Below are 19,155 nucleotides of genomic sequence, written 5' to 3'. Positions count from 1 at the left end.
CCTCGCCTGGCTGCTGATGGTCGCCGAGCAGAAGACCCCTGGCGACCCGCAGGTCACGGACTGGGGCGCCCTCGTGGCCGCGGTCGCCCGGCACTCCGCGCGGATACTCGACGTCCAGGTCTACGAAACCCCGCAGGCCCGCGCCGCCTCCTTGCTCCAACTCCTCATCCACGTACCGGCGCTGGAGCGCTCGAACGCGATGTACGCGACCGCCGTCGCCTATGCCTACCTGGTCGCGAGCGGCGTTCCCGTGACGACGTCACCGGAACAGGTCAGGGAGCTTGCCCGCCTGGTCAAGCGGGGCGGCGCGAGCATCCACGACATCGAGAAGGAACTGCACGGCTGGAGCCAGTGAGACGCCGGCCGGACGTCGGAGTGGACCGGTCGCAGGAGAGCGCCGCCGCAGGGGTCGGGGCCGCCCGGGAGGCCGTCCGGCGGGCCGCTCCGCCGCAGCTGCCGCACGTGGGCAGCCGGACGCCGCACACGCCCGCTTCAGTCCCTCGGCGCCGGCCGTCGTGCGGTGCCGAGCACGCAGTACGAGGTCGGCAGCCGCGGCCCGCGTTCGGGCATCAACAGATCCCGGTACTCGTCGAGTTCGAACCCCGCCGTGTTCAGCGCGCCGAGCGTGTCCCGGCCGGTGTGGCACCCGCCGAAGAGCAGCGGCCACACGGTCCGGTCGAGTCCCGTCTGCACGCTGCGCATCCCGCGCCCGGGGGCGCGTCCGTGCTCGAAGAACCGCACCTCGCCGCCGGGCCGCACCACGCGCCGCACCTCGCCCAGCGCCCGCGCCACGTCCCGCACGCTGCACAGCACGATGCAGAGCACGACGGCGTCGAACGCCTCGCTCTTCACCGGCAGCGCCTCCGCCGCACCCGGCGCCACGTCCACCGGCACCTCCGCGCGCTGCGCCGCCTCGACCGCCGCCTGCCGCAGGCCGCGCTCGGGCTCGATGGCGACGACCTCGGAGACGGCCCCCGGGTAGTACCGGAAGTTCAGCCCGTTCCCGGCGCCCACCTCCAGGACCCGTCCCGAAAGCCCTCTGACCAGCTCGCGCCGCACCGGGGCCATGAACGGTTCCGCGCGTTCGCTGAACCGGGCGTAGTACCGCGCGAACACCGGATGGTGCACGGCGTCCCCCACCACTTTCCGAGGCCGACCCACCATGGCGTCCTCCTCCACACCGCCGACTCTTCCCCCGAGTCTTCCCCGAACGACCCACCTCGTCCCACCCCGTGTCGGGCAATCTCCCGAGCCCGAAGCCTTGGGCAATCCGCCGCCGGTCGCGCCCACCCGCCTTGGGCAATCTGCCGCCATGGGCGGCAGGGTGGGCAAGGCGGCACCCCGGCGCGGGGTGAGCGCTCCCGGGCGGCCTCCAGCTCGGTCCCGGTCGCGCCCTCGCCGGGTGCGGCTCCGGTGGGGGCTGGTCGCGCCCCCGCGGCGGAGCCGCTGATGGACACAGCCCGCGCCCCCTAAGGCGCAGGCACCCTCCACCTCCGGGCGAATTCCGCGGCGTCCCACACCCCACCCAGCTCAGCCCCGACCCAGCCCCCCGCAGCCTCCCGGAACTCGGCGGCCCCCAGCGCCCCGGCCCCCGCCGGCACCGCCCCGAGCAGCCCGCCCCCGGCGACCACCGGCAGATCCGCGACATTGCACCGCTCCGCCAGCCCCGGCTCCCCGGGCCAACTCCCGATGACCACCCCGGTCTGCGTCAGCCCCCGCGCCCGCAACGCCTCGGCCGTCAACTGCACGGAGTTCAGCGTCCCGAGCCCGGCCCGCGCCACCACGAGCACCGGCGCCCCGAGCAACCGCGCGGCGTCCGCCAGCGTCCCCCCGTTCTCGTCGAAGTGCACGAGCAGCCCGCCCGCCCCCTCCACCAGCACCAGATCGTGCGACGCCGCCAGCTTCTCCGCCGCTTCGGCGACCTGGGCGGGCCGCACGGGCGGAAGACCCGCCCGCGCGGCGGCCGTCCCGGGAGCCAGCGGCTCGGGGAACCGCCCGAGCTCCATCCCCGTCACCCCGTCCCCGGCGAGCCGCACCACGTCGTCGACATCACCGGGCTCACCCGGGGCCACCCCGGTCTGCGCCGGCTTGAGCACCGCCACCGAACGCCCGGCCCGCACGGCGACCGCCGCCAGCGCTGCGGTCGTCACGGTCTTGCCGACCTCGGTGCCGGTCCCGGTCACCACCCACACGGTCATGCCCGTCTCATCCTTCCCGCGCGGCCGCGCACACGGCGCGGCCGATCCGTGCCAGATCCTCGTCCCCCGTGATGTACGGCGGCATGGTGTAGACGAGGTCCCGGAAGGGCCGCACCCACACCCCTTCCGCGACCGCCGCGCGCGTCGCCGCCGCCACGTCCACCTCGTGGTCGAGCTGGACGACCCCGATCGCGCCGAGGACCCGTACGTCACGAACTCCCGGTACCTCCAGGGCGGCTGACAGGCCGTCACGCAGGCCCGCCTCGATCCGCTTCACCTCGGCCCGCCAGTCCTGCCCGAGCAGCAGGTCGATCGAGGCGCACGCCACCGCGGCGGCCAGCGGGTTCCCCATGAACGTCGGCCCGTGCGCCAGCACCGGCACCTCGCCCCGCGAGATCCCCTCGGCCACCCGCGCCGTGCACAGCGTCGCGGCCAGCGTCAGATAGCCGCCGGTCAGCGCCTTCCCCACGCACATCACGTCGGGCGTCACCGCGGCGTGCTCCGCCGCGAACAGCGCGCCCGTGCGGCCGAACCCCGTGGCGATCTCGTCGAACACGAGGAGCACGTCGTGCGCGTCGCACGCCTCCCGCAGCACCCGCAGATACGCGGGGGAGTGGAACCGCATCCCGCCCGCCCCCTGCACCACGGGCTCCACGATCACGGCGGCCAGCTCGTGCGCGTGCCGCGCGATCGTCTCGCGCAGATGATCCGCGTACGACTCCTCGTACGTGCTCGGCGGCGCGTCCGCGAACACCTGCCGGGGCAGCACCCCGGCCCACAGCCCGTGCATCCCGCCCTCGGGGTCGCACACCGACATCGGCTGCCAGGTGTCCCCGTGGTAGCCGCCGCGCCAGGTCAGCATCCGGCTCTTCCCGGGCCGGCCGAGCGAGCGCCAGTACTGCAGGCACATCTTCAGCGCGACCTCGACCGACACGGACCCCGAGTCGGCCAGGAAGACATGCTCGAGACCGTCGGGCGACATGTCGACAAGGCGCTGCGCGAGGCGTACCGCGGGCTCGTGCGTGAGACCGCCGAACATGACATGGCTCATGCGTTCCAGCTGGCCGTGGGCCGCCTCGTTCAGGGCCGGGTGGTTGTAGCCGTGGATCGCCGACCACCACGACGACATCCCGTCCACGAGCTCGCCGTGCCCGGCGATCCGCAGCCGCACCCCGGCCGCCGACTCGACGACCAGGGGCTGCTGCCTGCCGGGCATCGGGCCGTACGGGTGCCAGACGTGCCGGCGGTCCAGGTCGAGCAGTTCCGTGACGTCGGGGATGTCTGCGACGCGCGGTTCAGGCATTGGGGGCGAGATCCGTCCCCGCGCCCCGGCGGCGCACTGCGACCAGATCGGTCCGCGCCTCCGGCACGTCGGCGGTCTCCGGCGCACTCCCGCACGCCGACTCCTTCGAGCCGCACACGGAACCGCAGCCGTCGGCCGTACGGTGCTCGGGCAGCGTCACCTGGTCGGTGCCCTCCACCTCGAACCCGGCGTCCGCGATCATGTCCAGGTCCGCCTGGCCGGCCTGGCCCTCACTGGTCAGGTAGTCGCCCAGGAAGATCGAGTTGGCGATGTGCAGCGCCAGCGGCTGCATCGAGCGCAGATGCACCTCGCGGCCGCCCGCGATCCGCACCTCCACGTCGGGGCAGACGAACCGGACCATGGCCAGAATCCGCAGGCAGCGCTGCGGCGTCAGGTTCCACTCCTTGGCCAGCGGCGTCCCCTCGAAGGGGATCAGGAAGTTGACCGGTACCGAGTCCGGGTCGAGTTCACGCAGCCCGAAGACCACGTCGACCAGGTCCTCGTCGCTCTCGCCCATCCCCGCGATCAGCCCGGAGCAGGCGGAGAGCCCCGCCGCGTGCGCCTTCTGCACGGTGTCGACCCGGTCCGCGTAGGTGTGCGTGGTCGTGATGTCCCCGTACGTCGCCTCGGACGTGTTCAGGTTGTGGTTGTACGCGTCCGCGCCCGCGTCACGCAGCCGCTCGGCCTGGCCGTCGGAGAGCAGACCGAGACAGGCGCACACCTCGACGCCCTCGTTCTGCTCCTTGATCGCGTCGATGGTCTGCGCGACCCGGTCGACGTCCTTGTCCGTGGGCCCGCGCCCGCTCGCCACCAGACAGACCCGCTTGGCGCCGCCCGCGACCCCGGCCGCGGCCGCCTTCGACGCCTCGTCCGGCTTCAGCCAGGTGTACTTGAGGATCTCCGCCTTCGAGCCGAGCCGCTGGGAGCAGTACGAGCAGTCCTCCGGGCACAGGCCCGACTTGAGGTTGACGAGATAGTTGAGCTTCACCCGGCGCCCGAACCACTCACGGCGCACCTTGCCGGCCGCGGCCACCACATCGAGCAGTTCGTCGTCCGACGTCGCCAGTACGGCGAGCGCCTCTTCACGGCTCGGCATCTCGCGCCGAAGCCCCTTGTCCACCAGCGTGTTCAGCAGGTCCATGGAGCCTGATCCTGGCTTATCGAAGCGGCCGAGGGAAAGGAGGCTTCGGACAAAGGACGGCGCTCGGCGTGTGGGTATTGCCACATCCTGGGCGAGTGGCGGGGCGGCTAGGGTCTGTGCATTACCTACAAAGACCCGTGCCCTGCACCGACCCGTACCCAGAGGGAGTCATGGCCCCAGCGCACCGCACCCCCGCCTTCGGCTGGCTAGGAGAGCAGCACCGCGCCCGTGCGGCGGCCGGACTCGTGCGCACCCTGCGCCCGCGCCCCGCCGACTCCCCGCTGCTCGATCTCGCCAGCAACGACTATCTGGGGCTGGCCCGGCACCCCGAGACCGTCGACGGCGCCGTACAGGCGGCACACCGCTGGGGCGGCGGCGCCACCGGCTCGCGGCTGGTCACCGGCACCACCGAACTCCACACCCGACTGGAGCGGGAACTCGCCGAGTTCTGCGGGTTCGAGGCCGCGCTCGTGCTGTCCTCCGGCTACGCGGCGAACCTCGCGGCCGTCACCGCGCTCGCCCCGCACGGTTCGCTGATCGTCTCCGACGCGGGCAACCACGCCTCCCTCATCGACGGCTGCCGGCTCGCCCGCGCCGCCACCCAGGTCGTGCCGCACGCCGACCCGGAGGCCGTCCGCAAGGCGCTCGGCACCCATGCGGGGCCGGCCGTGGTGGTCTCGGACACCGTCTTCTCCGTCGACGGCGACCAGGCGCCGCTGGGTCAACTCGCGGAGAGCGCAAGGGAGTTCGGGGCCGGACTGGTCCTCGACGACGCGCACGGACTCGGCGTGCTCGGTGCGGGCGGTCGCGGCGCCCCGCACGCGGCGGGCCTGGCGGGCACCCCCGACACCGTCGCCACGGTGACCCTCTCGAAGTCCCTCGGCAGCCAGGGCGGCGCGGTCCTCGGCCCGGCGCCGGTCATCGAGCATCTCGTCAACGCGGCCCGTACGTTCATCTTCGACACCGGCCTCGCACCGGCCGCCGCGGGCGCCGCGCTCGGCGCCCTGCGGCTGCTGCGCCGCGAACCCCGGCGGGCGGCACGGGCCCGCGAGGTCGCGGCGACGCTGCATCAACTCCTCACGTCCGAGGGTCTTTCGGCCGTCCGCCCGGACGCTGCCGTGGTCTCCGTGCGAGCCCCTTCGCCGGACGACGCGGTGCGCTGGGCGGCGGACTGCCGGGCGGCGGGCCTGGTGGTGGGCTGTTTCCGTCCGCCGTCGGTCCCGGACGGTGTCTCACGGCTGCGGCTGACCGCCCGCGCCGACCTCACCGACGAGCAGATCGCCGAGGCCGTACGGGTGATCAGCCGCGCCGCTCCCCAGGGCGCTGTCAGCGCAGGGAGTTGACGAAGCCCTCCCAGGCGGAGGGGGTGAAGAGCACGGCGGGTCCCGCCGTGCGCTTCGAATCACGGACGGCCGTCAGACCGGCCGCGGACCCCGTGGGCAAGGGGGCCACCTCGACGCAGTTGTTGGCGCCGCCGCTGCGGCTGCTGCGCCGCCAGTGCGCGCCACTCAGTGATGTGCTGTCCGAAACGTACCGAGGCAGTGCATTCATGGTGCCTCCTTACGCAGTGCCGGACCACGACGAGGCGTCGGCGACCCCGTCCCACCCGGCTGACCGGCGATCTGTGCGATGAACTCCAACGAGTCCTCGGGCGAAAGGGCTTGGAGCTGAAGCGCCTCATAGGCATCCGTGTACGCCTTGAGGTCTTCTTTCCGCTCGAGGTAGAGGCTACTCGTCAAATGGTCGAGAACAACCACATCCAGATCAGTTGTGTTCGGAAATGAAAACACAACGAAAGAGCCCGTGATACCGATGTGCCCACCTGCGGAGAACGGAAGCACCTGGATTCGGACATGCGGCAACTGGGCCGCCTCGGCCAAATGTGCCAACTGCCTTTGCAGAATGCCCTTCCCGCCCACCTCGCGCCGGAGCACCGCCTCGTCCAGTACAGCGGTCAACTGCAGCGGTGTCTGCGCGCGCAGTACTTCCTGCCGGGCCAGGCGTACTTCGACCAATGCCTCGATATGCCGCTCGGATGTGCCCGCCAGCACCGATCGCGTCACGGCGTACGCGTACTCGGGGGTCTGCAGCAGGCCGGGCATCACGCTGGTCTCCAGCGTCCGGATCCGGCAGGCCTGCGACTCCAGGCTGATGAAGTCGCGGTAGGCCGGCGGGAGCAGCCCGCGGTACGGGTGCCACCAGTGGTGCCCGCCCGCGTCCTCCGATCCGGCCAACGCCACGACGAGCTCGCGGAGTTGCGGGTCCTTCGCGTCGAACGCGTCGAGGAGAAGGAGTACGTCCGACGCCTTCACGCCGCTGCGCCCCGTCTCGATCCGGCTCACCTTCGACTGGTGCCATCCGACGAGCCGCGCAGCCTCACCACTGGTGAGCCCGGCCCGTACCCGCAGCGCGCGCAATTCGGCACCCAGCTTGCGTCGACGTACCGCGGGACCGTACTTCATACCGACTCCTCTGGTCCTCAGGTCGCGTGGCCGTTCTCCTTCCCGGCCCCTGCGAGGACGGCTCCTGAGCAGACGGTAGAGGAACCGGCGTGCGCTCGCCCAAATACGGTCTACCGTCGCAGAGTTCACCGCTTCGAGCGACAGATATATGCATATCTTGGGGGATCGCCACCACGAGAGCGCGTCCAAGTGGCACTCTGGCGCGAAGCAGCAGCCGGGGCCGGTGCGTGAGGGATCCGCGGCGGGCGGTCAAGCGGCCCCGACGGGAAAGGGACGACGTCGCCATGGCAGACCACAAGGAAGCATCCGTGACACTGCCGAGCGATCCCGCCTCGGTCTCCGCGGCCCGCAGGTACGTGAGCAACGTACTGGCGGAGTGGGGCATGCCGGGCGACACGGACACCGCCGACACCGTCCGGCTGATCGTCTCCGAACTCGCGACCAACGCGGTGCAGCACACCCTCGGCCAGTCGCCCACGTTCACCGTGGACGTGGAGCTCGAACGGGACGAGCGGCTGCGCATCGGCGTCACCGACAGCCACCCCCGCTATCCCAAGCGACTGCCCGCCGCCGTGCAGCAGGACAACGGGCGGGGCATGGTGATCATCCGCTGTCTCACCGCGGAGTGCGGCGGCAGACTCTCGGTCAGCCCGACAGCCGAGGGCGGCAAGACCGTGTGGATCGCGCTGCCCTGGAACACTCCGGTCGTCGGGGGCAACGGCCGCCCGAAGAACGGCATCTGATTCCGCGTCAGCCGGACGTCCTGCCGAAAGCCCCGCGCAGCAGCGCCCGGAACCCGTCCACGGCCGGGTTCGTCTCGTCCGCCCGGCACACCACGGAGATCGTGCGCCGCAGATCCCCCGGGTCCAACCGCCGCACCCCGAGCGGCGTCGCGGACATCCGTGCCACCATCTCCGGCACCACCGCGACCCCCAGACCGGCGCTCACCAACGCGCACACCAGCGCGTAGCCCGGCGTCTCGACGCGCACCGACGGTGTGGCCCCGGCCCGCGAGAGGGCCGACTCCACGCCCTGGCGCGGCGGATGCGTCGGCGCCATGCTGATCAACGGCTGCCTGGAGAGCTCCGCCAGCGGTAGCCGGGCCGTCCCCGCCGTGCCCGCCGTCAGCGCATGTCCCGGCGCGGTCACCAGCACCAGCTCCTCGACGAGCAGCGGCTCCTGGACCACCGACGACGGCACCACGACCGGCTCCGCGGGCTCGTAGGCGTGCGTGAGCGCCACGTCCACCTCGCCCGCCGCGACCGCCGCGATCCCGTGCGGCGGCTCGTACCCCGCCACCGTCAGCTCCACATCGGGATGCGCCCGGCGGAACGCGGTCAGCGCGGGCGGCAGCAGATGCGTCCCCGCCGTCGTGAACGTACCGAGCCGCAGCCGCCCGCCCGACAGGCCCGCGAGCCGTGCCAGCTCGTGCCGTGCCCGCTCCATCTCGTCGAGCACCCGCCGCGCGGTCACCACGAGCAGCTCGCCCGCCCCGGTCAGCCTGGCCCCCTTGTGGTGCCGCACGAGCAGCGCGGTGCCCGCCTCCCGCTCCAGTTTGGCGAGCTGCTGGGACAGCGCGGGGACCGTGTACCCGAGCCGCCGGGCGGCCCGGGTGATCGATCCGGACTCGGCGACCGCCACCAGCGCGGCGAGCCGCGTCGGGTCGTACATGAACGGCCTCCGCAGCCGAGGGGACACAAGGGGAGTGCCAGCGGCACTGGGGGTTAAGCAACGCTTTAGGCAGACTCAGAATATTGCACATACCTGCTTGAGGCCCGGCTCGGGCAGGCTGCGGGCATGGACGCTCAACTGATCGCCTTCACCGGCGTCGCCGCAGGCATGGTCGCGCTGCCCGGCGCCGACTTCACCGTCGTCGTACGCAACTCCCTGGTCTCGCGCCGCGCCGGGGTCGCCTGTGCGCTGGGTGTCGCGGGCGGCCTCCTGGTGCACACCGCGCTCGCCGTCGCCGGGGTCGCGGCCGTCCTGACCGCCGTGCCCGCCCTGTTCCGGGCGTTCCAGATCGCGGGCGGGGTCTACGTGCTCCACCTGGGGGCGCGGACACTGCAGTCGGCGCTGCGGCCGCTGAGCGAGCGGGGCGCCCCGGACGAGACGGGTGTCCCGACGGGCGGCGCGCTGCGCCAGGGGTTCCTGACCAACACCCTCAACCCGAAGGCGCCGATCACCTTCCTGAGCGTGCTGCCGCAGTTCGTGCCCGCAGGCAGCCCCGCGCTGCCGCGCACCGCGGTCCTCTCGGCGATCGTGGTCGCCTTCGCGCTGCTGTGGTTCCCGGCGGTGGCCCTGCTGGTGGACCGCCTGGGCCGCTGGCTGCGCAGGCCGCGCATGGCGCGACGGCTGGAGGCGGTCACGGGCGGCGCTCTGGTGGCGTTGGCCCTGGTGCTCCTGCTGGAGCCGCTGTTCGCCTGAGCAGGGCGCGGCGCAGCAGCCCGGGCAGCAGGGCCCACAGCCCCGCGCACACCAGGAACGTACCGGCGCCCGCGGCGATGCCGGCGGCCCTGCCGAGCGTCACGTCGACGACGAGCAGCACGGAGCCGGTGAGCGCGAGGACGAGCACTGTCATCCCGTACGCGGCGAGCCGGGACGAGATCCCCACGATCCGCGCCTTGGCCCCCAGCTGGAACAGCACGCGGTGCACCGCGGCGGGAGCCATGAGCAGCGCCGCCGCCACGACCGCGAGCAGCAGCGTCGTCACGTAGGTGGCGCGCTGGACCGTGTCGAGCGAGGGAAAGCGCGGGGTGAAAGCCAGCGTGAGGAGAAAAGCGAACAGAAACTGCACCCCGGTCTGGACGACACGGAGTTCCTGCAACAGCTCACCGAAGTTCCGGTCGGCCCGCTCCAGGGGTGTCTCGTTCCGCTCTTCCACGTGTGACAAGTAACCATGAATCGGAGGCTCAGTCCTGCGGACGGGCCTGGCGCCCGGCCCGTCCGCAGGACGTGTGCACGGGCGTCAGCGCACCCGGCCGTACCAGACGCTCCTGGTCCAGATCTTCTGCAGTCGCACCACGTCCCCGGTCTTCGGGGAGTGCCAGATCCGCCCCTTACCGGCGTAGATCCCGACGTGGTAGACGCTCCGGCCCGAGTAGAAGAACACAAGGTCACCGCGTTGGCGGTGCGATGCGGAGATGTGACGGGTCTTGTTGTACTGCTGCGCGGCGGTGCGGGGCAGCTTCTTGCCCGCCCGCTTGAATGAGTAGAGCGTCAGGCCCGAGCAGTCGAACCGATGTGGCCCGGTGGCGCCCCACTTGTACGGCGATCCCTTCTTCGAGGCCGCGACCTGCAGTGCCTTGGTCGAGACGGTTGCCGCCGACGCCTCGGCCGCCGCACCGGGAACCATGAGTCCGGCTCCGGCGACGGCGAGGGTCAGGACCGAGGCGGTGCCGGCCCGGGTCAGCAGAGAGGGGACACGATTGAGCGCAGTCATGCGCAACCCTTCGTCAGCCGCCTGCGAAGGATGACCTGTCGGGTTCGGACCGGCGAAGACGCCCGGCCGCATGACGCGGCTTCACCCCAAGGGCTGCTCGCAGCGGGTGCTGCGGCGACCCGTCGTACCTGGGTCCTCCACTCCTGCCGATCCACTCCTGTCGACCTGGCATCCGGGCGGCGGCAGGACTCGGCGTCCGCACGGACCGCCCCGCCGTGGTGGCGGGGGCTTGTCGTCGGAAGGGATCTTCACGCACGACCGACACGAAATCCGAGCTGAACCGGCGGTAAGTGAGGCTCCTCACGCTTGACCCGTTCAGGTGGACAGTGCGGCTTTCGGACCCGGGCGGCCATCCCCGACCACGCCCGTACCAGCGGCGGAACCGCAAATTCCGGTGTGCGCGTACGCTCGCTGCGCAAGTCTTCCGGGCTTCTGAGACTACGAACGTCTACGCCATCCGGGGGTACACCATCTGGGCCGTTTCGCCGTCGCAGCGGACGACTTGGGCACCGAGGTGCCGTCGGACGACCTCAACGGTGTGTCATCCGACCGGTTCTGGCGGCAAAGTGACCCTCTGTGTCCGCCTCTCTCCGTCCAGGACGCGCAGAGCACGGGTCAGGGTTGCGGCGTGCACCTCGCTCTCGCCCCGCTGGTGCATCAGCGTGAGAGCGTCCCGCAGCGCCGTCGCCCGGCTCACGAGCGCCTGGGCCGCGCGCAGCCCCCGGTAGGTGTCGTCGCCGCGCGCCGGATTGATGCGCGCGAGCAGGTCGACCACCTCCAGATAGCTGTCCACGAACTCGCACTCGGCACGGGTCAGCGCGGGCAGCGGCGGCAGCTCCTGGGGAAACACCGGCGCCTCACCTCGCGCCCGGTGCGCGCAGCGTCGCCACGCGGTTCCTGATGACGCCGTCCACGAGGCCGTAGTCGCGGCACCGCTCCGCCGTGAGCACGGTGTCCCGCTCGATGTCCGCGCTGATCCGGTCCTTCGGCCGGCCCGTGTGGCGTGCGAGCAACTCCTCCAACTGCTCGCGCATGCGCACCATCTCGCGGGCCTGGATCTCCAGATCGGTCGGCTGGCCCTGGGCCGGTTCGGGCAGCGCGGGCTGGTCGAGCACCACGCGCGCCCCGGGCAGCATCGTCCGCTTGCCCGGCGTCCCGGCGGCGAGCAGCACGGCGGCGACGGACGCGGCCTGCCCCAGGCACGTCGTCTCCACGTCGCAATTGACGTACTGCATCGTGTCGTAGATCGCGGTCATGGCGCTGAAGTCGCCGCCGGGGGAGTTGATGTAGAGCGAGATGTCCTGATCGGGCGCCAGGTACTCCAGGTGCATGAACTGCGCCATCACGTCGTTGGCCGACGTGGCGTCGACCGGGGTGCCGAGGAAGACGATGCGCTCCTCCAGGAGCTTGGAGTACGGATCGAGCGTGCGCTGCCCCGACGCCGTGCGTTCGGTGAACTCGGGCAGGACGTAACGGCCGGACGGGCGGTTCATGGTTCCTCCTCGGGCGCTGCTGTCTCTGGCGTCGCTGTCTCTGTAAAAAATGTACAGGACGTACATGACGTACGATGGCGAGCATGGCCTACGAGATTCCGGTGACGCAAGCCAGGGCTGAGCTCGCCGACCTCATCAACCGCGTGGTGTACGGCGACGAACGTGTCGTCGTCACCCGGCACGGCAAGCCGCTCGTCGCCCTGGTATCGGCGGCTGACCTGGAACGACTCGAAGCGATGGGAGAGCGGGCGGCCGATCGGGCCGAGGAGCCCGTGATCAGTTCCGTGTCCCGGATCGGCTCCCTGCCGTCCGCTGCGGGCGAACGACAGCGCTTCGGTATCGCGGCCGAGCACCGCGGCCCCGAGGTCAGGTAGCCGAACTCCGGCCGCGCACACGCCGTTTGTCGGTGCGCGTCGTCCGTGCGCGCTGCCCGTGCGCGCTGCCCGTGCGCGCGAAGAGACGGAAACGCGAAGCGACAGAGAAAGACCGCGCATCCCCGTCCGCTACGGCGGGGATGCGCGGTCGGTCCGTCGCGGACCCGTGGGCTCAGCCCACCGGCTCCGGGACCGGAGCGGGAGCCGCCGTCCGTCCCGCGGTCCCGGCCGCGCGCCGTCCGCGCAGGCTCCCGAGGAGGACGGCGGTCAGGCCCGGTCCGGCCCACGCGGCGAGCGTGATCACCGGCGTCGTGGCGGCCGCTCCGTCGAAGTACGCGACCGAGCGGAGCAGCGAGCCCCCGGCGCCCGGCGGCAGCAACTGGCCGATGGCGCCCACCGGTTCGGGCAGCAGTTGCGGCGCCGAAGCGACCCCGGAGAACGCGTTGCCCAGCAGCACCATCGTGACCGCGCCGAGGCCGATGCCCGCGGGGCCGAGCAGGGCGGCGAGTCCGGCGACGGACCCGGAGATCGCCAGCGAGGTGAGCCCCAGCACCCCGGCCTCGGTCCACCAGTCACCGGTCAGCGCCCCCAGCCAGCTGTCCGCGAGCGCCGCCCCCACGATCCCGACCACGGCCGCGATGCCCAGCAGAGTGCAGACCGCCCGTACCCCGCGCAGCCGCATCAGCGTGACCGCGGCGCCTGCGGCGACCCCGGCGATGACCAGCGGCAGAATGCTCGAACTCAGCGCGGCGCCCCGGGGATCGGCGGCCGGCGCGGGCACCACGTCGACCGTGGTCACCTTCGTGCCCGCCGGGGCCTGCGCCGTCAGCGCCTGCTGGAGCAGCTGCGCCACGACGGGGCTCGCCGCGGAGGCCGTCAGCAGCTTCGGCCCGTCCGGCGTGGCCACCACCGCCCCGTAGACCTTCCGGTCCTCGATCGCCGCACGGGCGGCCGCCTCGTCCGCGTAACGGTGCACCTCGAACGCGCCGTCCCGGGCGGCGAGTCGTCGCTCGACCGGGGCCGCGGCGGCGGGCGCGCCCGCCACACCCAGCGGCAGGTCGCGCGGAGCTGTCCGCGTCGCCGGCCAGGCGAAGGCCCACAGGGCGAGGGCCGCGAGAAGCGGGACGAGCAGGACGGCGGCGGCCGACTTGCGGTGCAGAGCGGGCATCGGGTCCTCCCGGGAGAGCCGTGGAGTTATAGAGAATGATCGTTCGTTTTACGCGGCGCCCTCACTGTCCCGGCCGGGTGGCGCCTTGTCAAGAAGGAACGTTCGTTTTAACTTGACGGGCATGGCCCGCGTATCCCAGGAACACCTCGACGCCCGCCGCCGCCAGATCATGGACGGCGCCGCGCTCTGCTTCGCACGCAACGGCTTCCACGCCACCTCCATGCAGGACGTGCTCAAGGAGGTGGGACTCTCCGCCGGTGCCGTCTACCGTTACTTCGGCGGCAAGGAGGAGCTGATCCACGCCATCGTCACCGAGGTCCTCGACGAGGTGCGGACCGTCTACGAGGACGCCGCCGGGCAGACTCCGCCCCCGCCGCCGCACGAGCTGCTCGGGAAGGTGCTCGGCGATGTGCACGGCCTGCGCCCCGGCCTCGTGGCGGACGGGGCGCCGGTCTTCGCGCGCCTGATGGTCCAGGTCTGGACAGAGACGCTGCGCGACCCCCGGCTCGCGCAGGTGATCCAGGAGGGCTTCGGAAAGGTGCACGCGGCCTGGGTGCGGATCGTCGAGGCGTACCGGGAGGCGGGCATGATCCGCGCCGATGCCGATCCGGCCGCCGTCGCGACCACGCTGATCGCCGCCGCCCAGGGGTTCATCGCCCAGCAGGCCATCTTCGGATCGGTGCCGCTCGACGCTCTGGAGCGGGGGGTGCGCGACCTGACGGGTATGGGGGAAGTCAGCGGTTGACCATGGCGCGGTCAATCAACGGTTAACGTCGTTGAAACTCCGTCCAACTAGCCTGCGACCCACGCCACCAGGGGTTTTCGTAGCCGGGGTGCGCAAGATCGCGCGCATTTCTTGTGTGTTACATCTATATCCGTCGTGGTGGCCGCGGCAGCCGGGCCCCGCACGGCCCGGAGCGAAGGACGATGAGGTGCGACCGTGCAACTGACCCCGCACGAGCAGGAGAGACTGCTCATTCATGTGGCCGCGGACGTGGCCGAGAAGCGCCGCGCCCGGGGTCTGAAGCTCAATCACCCCGAGGCGATCGCCCTGATCACCTCGCACATCCTCGAAGGCGCCCGCGACGGCCGCACGGTCGCCGAACTCATGGCGTCGGGGCGCAAGGTGCTCACCCGCGACGACGTCATGGAGGGCATCCCCGAGATGATCCACGACGTCCAGGTCGAGGCCACCTTCCCGGACGGCACCAAGCTCGTCACCGTCCATGAGCCGATCGTCTGACGGGGGAGCGGCAGCCATGATTCCCGGAGAGATCCTCTTCGCCGACGAGCCCGTCGTATACAACGAGGGCCGTGACGTCGTGCGCATGACGGTGCTCAACGCCGCCGACCGCCCCATCCAGGTCGGCTCCCACTACCACTTCTACGAGGCCAACCCCGGCCTCGACTTCGACCGCGCCGCCGCCCGCGGCAAGCGGCTCAACATCGCCGCGGGCACCGCCGTGCGCTTCGAACCCGGCATCCCCGTCGACGTCGAACTCGTACCCCTCGCGGGAAACCGGATCGTCACCGGCCTGCGCGGCGAGACCGGAGGTGCCCTCGATGCCTGAACTGTCCCGCGCCGCCTACGCCGACCTGTTCGGCCCCACCACCGGTGACCGCATCCGCCTCGCCGATACCGATCTCCTCGTCGAGATCGAGGAGGACCGCTGCGGCGGCCCCGGCCGCTCCGGCGACGAGTCCGTGTTCGGCGGCGGCAAGGTGATCCGCGAGTCCATGGGCCAGTCGCGTGCTACGCGTGCAGAAGGCACCCCGGACACCGTCATCACCGGCGCCGTGATCATCGACCACTGGGGCATTGTCAAGGCCGACATCGGCATCCGCGACGGCCGGATCACCGCCATCGGCAAGTCCGGCAACCCGGACACCATGGACGGCGTCCATCCCGATCTCGTCATCGGCCCGGAGACCGAAGTCCTCGCGGGCAACGGGAAGATCGTCACCGCGGGCGGCATCGACACCCACATCCACTTCATCTCGCCGACCATCGTCGACGAGGCGCTCGCCTCCGGTGTCACCACGCTCGTCGGCGGTGGCACGGGCCCCGCCGAGGGCTCGAAGGCGACCACCGTCACGCCCGGCTCCTGGCATCTGACCCGGATGTTCGCGGCGATGGAGAACAGCCCGGTCAACATCGGCTTCCTCGGCAAGGGCAACACCATGTCGAAGGCGTCGATGCGCGACCAGCTGCGCGCCGGTGTCTGCGGCTTCAAGATCCACGAGGACTGGGGCGCGACCCCGGCCGTGATCTCCGCCTGCCTCGACGTGTGCGAGGAGTCCGGGGCCCAACTCGCCGTCCACTCCGACACGTTGAACGAGGCCGGCTTCGTCCAGGACACCTTCGACGCCGTCGGCGGGCGCACCCTGCACGCCTTCCACGTCGAGGGCGCGGGCGGCGGCCACGCCCCCGACATGATCACCGCGGTGCAGCTGGAGAACATGCTGCCGTCGTCGACCAACCCGACCCGGCCGCACACCATCAACACCGTCGAGGAGCACCTCGACATGCTGATGGTCTGTCATCACCTGAACCCGGCGGTCCCCGAGGACCTCGCGTTCGCCGAGTCCCGCATCCGGCCCACCACCATCGCGGCCGAGGACATCCTGCACGACATGGGCGCCATCTCGATCATGTCGTCGGACTCGCAGGCCATGGGCCGCGTCGGCGAGGTCATCATGCGCACCTGGCAGACCGCGCACGTGATGAAGCGCCGCCGCGGCTTCCTGCCCGGCGACCTCCGCGCCGACAACGCCCGCGCCCGTCGCTATGTCGCCAAGTACACGATCAACGCGGCGATCGCACAGGGCATCGAGGGCGAGATCGGCTCCGTCGAGACCGGCAAGCTCGCCGACCTCGTGCTGTGGGACCCCAAGTTCTTCGGGGTGAAGCCGCAGGTGGTGCTCAAGGGCGGACAGATCGCGTACGCGCAGATGGGCGACGCCAACGCCTCCATCCCGACCCCGCAGCCGGTCATGCCGCGCCCGATGTTCGGCGCGTACGGCAAGGCGCCCGCCGCCAACTCCCTGAACTTCGTCACGGAGACGGCGATCGAGGACGGGATCGTGGAGCGGCTCGGCCTCGACCGGTCCTTCGTGCCGATCCGCTCGACGCGCGGCCGCAGCAAGGCGGACATGGTCAACAACGACGCCCTGCCGCGGGTCGAGGTCGCGCCCGACTCGTTCGCCGTCCTCATCGACGGCGAGCTCGTCGAGCCCGCACCCGCCGCCGAACTGCCGCTCGCACAGCGGTACTTCCTGTTCTGAGCCCCGGGTGAGTACGTCATGACGCGCGCAACCCTGCTCGTCCTGGCCGACGGCCGCTTCCCCGCCGGTGGGCACGCCCACTCCGGCGGGGCGGAGGCCGCGGTCAAGGCGGGCCGTATCACCGGCGCCGCGACCCTGGAGGAGTTCTGCCGGGGGCGCCTGCACACCGGCGGGGCCGTCTCGGCGGCCCTCGCCGCGGCGGCGGCGCTCGGCGTCGACCCGGTCGTGCTCGACGCGGCCGCCGACGCGAGAACCCCGTCCGCGGCCCTGCGGGTCGCCGCCCGCAAACTCGGCCGGCAGCTGATGCGGGCCGCCCGTGCCACCTGGCCCCACCCCGAACTGGACGCCCTCGCCCGGCAGTTCCCCAAGGGCGCCCATCAGCCGGTCGTGCTCGGGCTCACCGCACGGGCCGCCGGGCTCGGGGCCGAGGACGCCGCGTACTGCTCCGCGTACGAAGGCGTCAGCGGGCCCGCGACCGCGGTCGTCCGGCTGCTGAGCCTCGACCCGTTCGACGCGACGAGAGTGCTCGCGCGCCTCGCGCCCGAGCTGGACCGGGTCGTCGCCGACGCCGTCGACGCGGCCCGGCGCGCCGTCTCCGAGGGGGTCGACGCGCTGCCGGCCGGGTCCGCGCCGCTCCTGGAGATCGGTGCGGAGGCGCATGCCGCCTGGCCCGTGCGGTTGTTCGCGTCGTAGCCCGGGCCATGGAGCCCGCCCCGCCACCCCTTCCCGTTCCCGACCCGGGGGCTTCGCCCCCGGCCCCCCCTTTTCGGCCCGAACCGCCTCGACCTCAAGCGCCGGACGGGCCGAGAAGAACCTCTCTGGAGCCGTGATCACCATGCACATGCACCTCGACCACTCCCACGACGAGGCCTCCGCCGTCTCCGCCGACGCGCGCAGGGCCGACGGCACCCGGCGCGCTCTGCGCATCGGGCTCGGCGGGCCCGTCGGGTCCGGCAAAACCGCGACCGTCGCCGCCCTGTGCCGCGCCCTGCGCGACGAGCTGTCCCTCGCCGTCGTCACCAACGACATCTACACCCGCGAGGACGCCGAGTTCCTGCTGCGCGAGGCCGTACTGCCGCCCGAGCGGATCACCGCCGTGGAGACCGGCGCCTGCCCGCACACCGCGATCCGCGACGACATCTCCGCCAACCTCGAAGCGGTGGAGGACCTGGAGAACGAGGTCGGCCCGCTCGATCTGATCCTCGTCGAGTCCGGTGGCGACAACCTCACCGCCACCTTCTCCAAGGGCCTCGTCGACGCCCAGATCTTCGTGATCGACGTCGCGGGCGGCGACGACATCCCGCGCAAGGGCGGTCCCGGCGTCACCACCGCCGATCTGCTCGTCGTCAACAAGACCGACCTCGCCCCGTACGTCGGCTCCGACCTGGCCCGGATGGCCGCCGACGCCAAGCAGGCGCGCGGTGAACTCCCCGTCGTGCTGCAGTCGTTGCGCTCGGAGGCCGGGGTCGCCGACGTCGCGGCCTGGGCGCGCGCACAGCTCGCCGCGTGGACGGCGCGATGACGGCAGGGGTCCGCTCCGCCGCCCGGATCCACGCCCGCGGCGACGGCCGGAGCGGCACCGCGTTGCCGGTCCTGGAGAGCGAGGGCTCGCTCGCGCTGCGCCGCACCCGGGCGGCGGCCGAGGGCGAGGCGCGCGTCATGCTCGTCGGCGCGATGAGCGGCCCCCTCGGTGGTGACCGCTTCACCGTCGAGGCCCGCGCGGACGAGGGCGCCCGGCTGCATGTCGGCTCCGTCGCCGCCACGCTCGCGCTGCCCGGGCAGGCCAAGGGCGAGGCCCGCTACGACGTCCGGCTCACCGTCGCCGACGGGGCCCGGCTCGACTGGCTGCCCGAGCAGCTGATCTCGGCGGGCGGCAGCGACCTGCGCGTCACCACGCGCGCCGAACTCGCCCCGGGTGCCCGGCTGGTGCTCCGCGAGGAGCAGGTGCTCGGCCGGGTGGGGGAGGAGCCGGGCCGGCTCACCAGCCGCCTGACCGTGTACCGCGGCGGCCGGCCGCTCCTCGACCAGGAGCTGGCGTGCGGCCCCGGCGCGCCCGGCGGCTGGGACGGGCCCGCCGTCCTCGCCGGGCACCGCGCCCTGGGTCAACTCGTCATCGTACGGCCCGAGTTCGAGAAGGACCGACCGGCCGCCGCGATCCTGGACGAGCAGGGCACGGCCGCCCTCACTCCGCTCGCGGGGCCCGCCGTACTCGTCACCGTCGTCGCTCCGGACGCCCTGCGGCTGCGCCGCACGCTCGACGCCGTAGGGGGCCGATTGGCGGACTGACCGCTC

The 19,155-nt window shown here is 72.2% G+C and carries 24 protein-coding genes and 1 riboswitch; of the genes, 12 read left to right on the top strand and 12 right to left on the bottom strand.

Annotated features, from left to right (window positions below; all coding sequences use genetic code 11):
• The first annotated feature begins 16 nt into the window (after positions 1 to 16).
• Positions 17 to 355, top strand: coding sequence for a fic family toxin-antitoxin system, toxin component (locus J3486_RS14130; protein ID WP_207820798.1), 339 nt, complete (start codon positions 17 to 19; stop codon positions 353 to 355).
• Between the two features lie 137 nt (positions 356 to 492).
• Here the strand turns inward: J3486_RS14130 and J3486_RS14125 are convergent, their stop codons facing one another.
• The 4 genes from J3486_RS14125 to bioB form a co-directional block, all read right to left on the bottom strand.
• Positions 493 to 1,164, bottom strand: coding sequence for a class I SAM-dependent methyltransferase (locus J3486_RS14125; protein WP_207820627.1), 672 nt, complete (start codon positions 1,162 to 1,164; stop codon positions 493 to 495).
• Positions 1,165 to 1,469: 305 nt separating this feature from the next.
• Positions 1,470 to 2,198, bottom strand: coding sequence for a dethiobiotin synthase (gene bioD, locus J3486_RS14120; protein ID WP_207820626.1), 729 nt, complete (start codon positions 2,196 to 2,198; stop codon positions 1,470 to 1,472).
• Between the two features lie 7 nt (positions 2,199 to 2,205).
• On the bottom strand, positions 2,206 to 3,501 hold the full coding sequence (locus tag J3486_RS14115) for an adenosylmethionine--8-amino-7-oxononanoate transaminase (protein WP_207820625.1): 1,296 nt from the start codon (positions 3,499 to 3,501) through the stop codon (positions 2,206 to 2,208).
• Positions 3,494 to 4,642, bottom strand: a complete 1,149-nt coding sequence (gene bioB, locus J3486_RS14110) for a biotin synthase BioB (protein WP_207820624.1) — start codon at positions 4,640 to 4,642, stop codon at positions 3,494 to 3,496. Before bioB ends, J3486_RS14115 begins: the two co-directional genes overlap by 8 nt.
• Positions 4,643 to 4,812: 170 nt before the next feature.
• Between bioB and J3486_RS14105 the strand changes: the two genes are divergently transcribed.
• Positions 4,813 to 5,985 (top strand): 8-amino-7-oxononanoate synthase, encoded by a 1,173-nt coding sequence (locus J3486_RS14105; RefSeq protein WP_207820623.1) that lies wholly within the window; start codon positions 4,813 to 4,815, stop codon positions 5,983 to 5,985.
• Here J3486_RS14105 and J3486_RS14100 read toward each other — a convergent pair.
• Positions 5,969 to 6,193, bottom strand: coding sequence for a DUF397 domain-containing protein (locus J3486_RS14100; RefSeq protein ID WP_207820622.1), 225 nt, complete (start codon positions 6,191 to 6,193; stop codon positions 5,969 to 5,971). The two genes, J3486_RS14105 and J3486_RS14100, sit on opposite strands and share 17 nt — an antisense overlap.
• Positions 6,190 to 7,104 carry a helix-turn-helix transcriptional regulator gene (locus J3486_RS14095; RefSeq protein ID WP_229377977.1) on the bottom strand — a complete coding sequence of 305 codons (915 nt, stop codon included), beginning with the start codon at positions 7,102 to 7,104 and terminating at the stop codon, positions 6,190 to 6,192. Before J3486_RS14095 ends, J3486_RS14100 begins: the two co-directional genes overlap by 4 nt.
• A 284-nt stretch (positions 7,105 to 7,388) precedes the next feature.
• On the opposite strand from J3486_RS14095, the gene J3486_RS14090 reads away from it, so the two are divergent.
• On the top strand, positions 7,389 to 7,847 hold the full coding sequence (locus tag J3486_RS14090) for an ATP-binding protein (RefSeq protein WP_207820621.1): 459 nt from the start codon (positions 7,389 to 7,391) through the stop codon (positions 7,845 to 7,847).
• A gap of 7 nt (positions 7,848 to 7,854) precedes the next feature.
• Here J3486_RS14090 and J3486_RS14085 read toward each other — a convergent pair whose 3' ends face one another.
• Complete coding sequence (locus J3486_RS14085; RefSeq protein WP_207820620.1) at positions 7,855 to 8,775, bottom strand: LysR family transcriptional regulator; 921 nt, start codon at positions 8,773 to 8,775, stop codon at positions 7,855 to 7,857.
• A 126-nt stretch (positions 8,776 to 8,901) separates the two neighbouring features.
• On the opposite strand from J3486_RS14085, the gene J3486_RS14080 reads away from it, so the two are divergent.
• Positions 8,902 to 9,528 (top strand): LysE family translocator, encoded by a 627-nt coding sequence (locus tag J3486_RS14080; protein ID WP_207820619.1) that lies wholly within the window; start codon positions 8,902 to 8,904, stop codon positions 9,526 to 9,528.
• On the opposite strand, the gene J3486_RS14075 is transcribed toward J3486_RS14080, so the two are convergent.
• From J3486_RS14075 to J3486_RS14060, 4 genes are all read right to left on the bottom strand, one after another.
• Positions 9,467 to 9,994 carry a DUF6328 family protein gene (locus J3486_RS14075; protein WP_229377976.1) on the bottom strand — a complete coding sequence of 176 codons (528 nt, stop codon included), beginning with the start codon at positions 9,992 to 9,994 and terminating at the stop codon, positions 9,467 to 9,469. The two genes, J3486_RS14080 and J3486_RS14075, sit on opposite strands and share 62 nt — an antisense overlap.
• A gap of 75 nt (positions 9,995 to 10,069) precedes the next feature.
• Positions 10,070 to 10,543: a C40 family peptidase gene (locus J3486_RS14070; protein ID WP_207820617.1), complete on the bottom strand. Its 474-nt coding sequence runs from the start codon at positions 10,541 to 10,543 to the stop codon at positions 10,070 to 10,072.
• A gap of 3 nt (positions 10,544 to 10,546) precedes the next feature.
• A riboswitch (cyclic di-AMP (ydaO/yuaA leader) is annotated at positions 10,547 to 10,748 on the bottom strand.
• A 336-nt stretch (positions 10,749 to 11,084) separates the two neighbouring features.
• A complete protein-coding gene (locus tag J3486_RS14065; protein WP_207820616.1) occupies positions 11,085 to 11,393 on the bottom strand; it encodes a hypothetical protein in 309 nt (102 codons plus the stop codon).
• A gap of 7 nt (positions 11,394 to 11,400) precedes the next feature.
• Positions 11,401 to 12,036 (bottom strand): ATP-dependent Clp protease proteolytic subunit, encoded by a 636-nt coding sequence (locus J3486_RS14060; protein WP_207820615.1) that lies wholly within the window; start codon positions 12,034 to 12,036, stop codon positions 11,401 to 11,403.
• 83 nt (positions 12,037 to 12,119) lie between these two features.
• Between J3486_RS14060 and J3486_RS14055 the strand changes: the two genes are divergently transcribed.
• Positions 12,120 to 12,410 carry a type II toxin-antitoxin system Phd/YefM family antitoxin gene (locus J3486_RS14055; protein WP_207820614.1) on the top strand — a complete coding sequence of 97 codons (291 nt, stop codon included), beginning with the start codon at positions 12,120 to 12,122 and terminating at the stop codon, positions 12,408 to 12,410.
• Between the two features lie 172 nt (positions 12,411 to 12,582).
• Here the strand turns inward: J3486_RS14055 and J3486_RS14050 are convergent, their stop codons facing one another.
• Positions 12,583 to 13,578, bottom strand: a complete 996-nt coding sequence (locus J3486_RS14050; RefSeq protein ID WP_207820613.1) for an ABC transporter permease — start codon at positions 13,576 to 13,578, stop codon at positions 12,583 to 12,585.
• Between the two features lie 121 nt (positions 13,579 to 13,699).
• On the opposite strand from J3486_RS14050, the gene J3486_RS14045 reads away from it, so the two are divergent.
• The 7 genes from J3486_RS14045 to J3486_RS14015 all read left to right on the top strand — a co-directional run bounded on the left by J3486_RS14045 (position 13,700) and on the right by J3486_RS14015 (position 19,149).
• A complete protein-coding gene (locus J3486_RS14045) occupies positions 13,700 to 14,323 on the top strand; it encodes a TetR/AcrR family transcriptional regulator (protein WP_207820612.1) in 624 nt (207 codons plus the stop codon).
• A gap of 195 nt (positions 14,324 to 14,518) precedes the next feature.
• The gene (locus J3486_RS14040) at positions 14,519 to 14,821 is read left to right on the top strand and encodes an urease subunit gamma (RefSeq protein ID WP_207820611.1); all 303 of its coding nucleotides are present in this window, start codon (positions 14,519 to 14,521) and stop codon (positions 14,819 to 14,821) included.
• A 16-nt stretch (positions 14,822 to 14,837) separates the two neighbouring features.
• Positions 14,838 to 15,149, top strand: a complete 312-nt coding sequence (locus J3486_RS14035) for an urease subunit beta (protein WP_207820610.1) — start codon at positions 14,838 to 14,840, stop codon at positions 15,147 to 15,149.
• Positions 15,142 to 16,863, top strand: coding sequence for an urease subunit alpha (locus J3486_RS14030; RefSeq protein ID WP_207820609.1), 1,722 nt, complete (start codon positions 15,142 to 15,144; stop codon positions 16,861 to 16,863). The genes J3486_RS14035 and J3486_RS14030 overlap by 8 nt, the downstream gene beginning before the upstream one ends.
• A gap of 18 nt (positions 16,864 to 16,881) precedes the next feature.
• Positions 16,882 to 17,556, top strand: coding sequence for an urease accessory protein UreF (locus tag J3486_RS14025; RefSeq protein WP_207820608.1), 675 nt, complete (start codon positions 16,882 to 16,884; stop codon positions 17,554 to 17,556).
• A 148-nt stretch (positions 17,557 to 17,704) separates the two neighbouring features.
• Entirely contained in the window at positions 17,705 to 18,385 is a 681-nt protein-coding gene (gene ureG / locus J3486_RS14020; protein WP_207820797.1) for an urease accessory protein UreG, read from the top strand.
• The gene (locus J3486_RS14015) at positions 18,382 to 19,149 is read left to right on the top strand and encodes an urease accessory protein UreD (protein ID WP_207820607.1); all 768 of its coding nucleotides are present in this window, start codon (positions 18,382 to 18,384) and stop codon (positions 19,147 to 19,149) included. Before ureG ends, J3486_RS14015 begins: the two co-directional genes overlap by 4 nt.
• Positions 19,150 to 19,155: the final 6 nt, after the last annotated feature.

The organism is Streptomyces sp. VRA16 Mangrove soil, assembly GCF_017377775.1.
In the GTDB taxonomy this organism is placed as follows: Bacteria; Actinomycetota; Actinomycetes; order Streptomycetales; family Streptomycetaceae; genus Streptomyces.
This window is presented reverse-complemented; position numbering and strand designations above follow the sequence as displayed.

What these genes read in the sequence shown, in the direction of transcription:
- J3486_RS14130 (WP_207820798.1), top strand. Translation starts at nt 17, where the DNA reads ATGGTCGCCGAGCAGAAGACCCCTGGCGACCCGCAGGTCACGGACTGG.
- J3486_RS14125 (WP_207820627.1), bottom strand. Translation starts at nt 1,164, where the DNA reads ATGGTGGGTCGGCCTCGGAAAGTGGTGGGGGACGCCGTGCACCATCCG.
- bioD (WP_207820626.1), bottom strand. Translation starts at nt 2,198, where the DNA reads ATGACCGTGTGGGTGGTGACCGGGACCGGCACCGAGGTCGGCAAGACC.
- J3486_RS14115 (WP_207820625.1), bottom strand. Translation starts at nt 3,501, where the DNA reads ATGCCTGAACCGCGCGTCGCAGACATCCCCGACGTCACGGAACTGCTC.
- bioB (WP_207820624.1), bottom strand. Translation starts at nt 4,642, where the DNA reads ATGGACCTGCTGAACACGCTGGTGGACAAGGGGCTTCGGCGCGAGATG.
- J3486_RS14105 (WP_207820623.1), top strand. Translation starts at nt 4,813, where the DNA reads ATGGCCCCAGCGCACCGCACCCCCGCCTTCGGCTGGCTAGGAGAGCAG.
- J3486_RS14100 (WP_207820622.1), bottom strand. Translation starts at nt 6,193, where the DNA reads ATGAATGCACTGCCTCGGTACGTTTCGGACAGCACATCACTGAGTGGC.
- J3486_RS14095 (WP_229377977.1), bottom strand. Translation starts at nt 7,104, where the DNA reads ATGAAGTACGGTCCCGCGGTACGTCGACGCAAGCTGGGTGCCGAATTG.
- J3486_RS14090 (WP_207820621.1), top strand. Translation starts at nt 7,389, where the DNA reads ATGGCAGACCACAAGGAAGCATCCGTGACACTGCCGAGCGATCCCGCC.
- J3486_RS14085 (WP_207820620.1), bottom strand. Translation starts at nt 8,775, where the DNA reads ATGTACGACCCGACGCGGCTCGCCGCGCTGGTGGCGGTCGCCGAGTCC.
- J3486_RS14080 (WP_207820619.1), top strand. Translation starts at nt 8,902, where the DNA reads ATGGACGCTCAACTGATCGCCTTCACCGGCGTCGCCGCAGGCATGGTC.
- J3486_RS14070 (WP_207820617.1), bottom strand. Translation starts at nt 10,543, where the DNA reads ATGACTGCGCTCAATCGTGTCCCCTCTCTGCTGACCCGGGCCGGCACC.
- J3486_RS14060 (WP_207820615.1), bottom strand. Translation starts at nt 12,036, where the DNA reads ATGAACCGCCCGTCCGGCCGTTACGTCCTGCCCGAGTTCACCGAACGC.
- J3486_RS14055 (WP_207820614.1), top strand. Translation starts at nt 12,120, where the DNA reads ATGGCCTACGAGATTCCGGTGACGCAAGCCAGGGCTGAGCTCGCCGAC.
- J3486_RS14050 (WP_207820613.1), bottom strand. Translation starts at nt 13,578, where the DNA reads ATGCCCGCTCTGCACCGCAAGTCGGCCGCCGCCGTCCTGCTCGTCCCG.
- J3486_RS14045 (WP_207820612.1), top strand. Translation starts at nt 13,700, where the DNA reads ATGGCCCGCGTATCCCAGGAACACCTCGACGCCCGCCGCCGCCAGATC.
- J3486_RS14035 (WP_207820610.1), top strand. Translation starts at nt 14,838, where the DNA reads ATGATTCCCGGAGAGATCCTCTTCGCCGACGAGCCCGTCGTATACAAC.
- J3486_RS14030 (WP_207820609.1), top strand. Translation starts at nt 15,142, where the DNA reads ATGCCTGAACTGTCCCGCGCCGCCTACGCCGACCTGTTCGGCCCCACC.
- J3486_RS14025 (WP_207820608.1), top strand. Translation starts at nt 16,882, where the DNA reads ATGACGCGCGCAACCCTGCTCGTCCTGGCCGACGGCCGCTTCCCCGCC.
- ureG (WP_207820797.1), top strand. Translation starts at nt 17,705, where the DNA reads ATGCACCTCGACCACTCCCACGACGAGGCCTCCGCCGTCTCCGCCGAC.
- J3486_RS14015 (WP_207820607.1), top strand. Translation starts at nt 18,382, where the DNA reads ATGACGGCAGGGGTCCGCTCCGCCGCCCGGATCCACGCCCGCGGCGAC.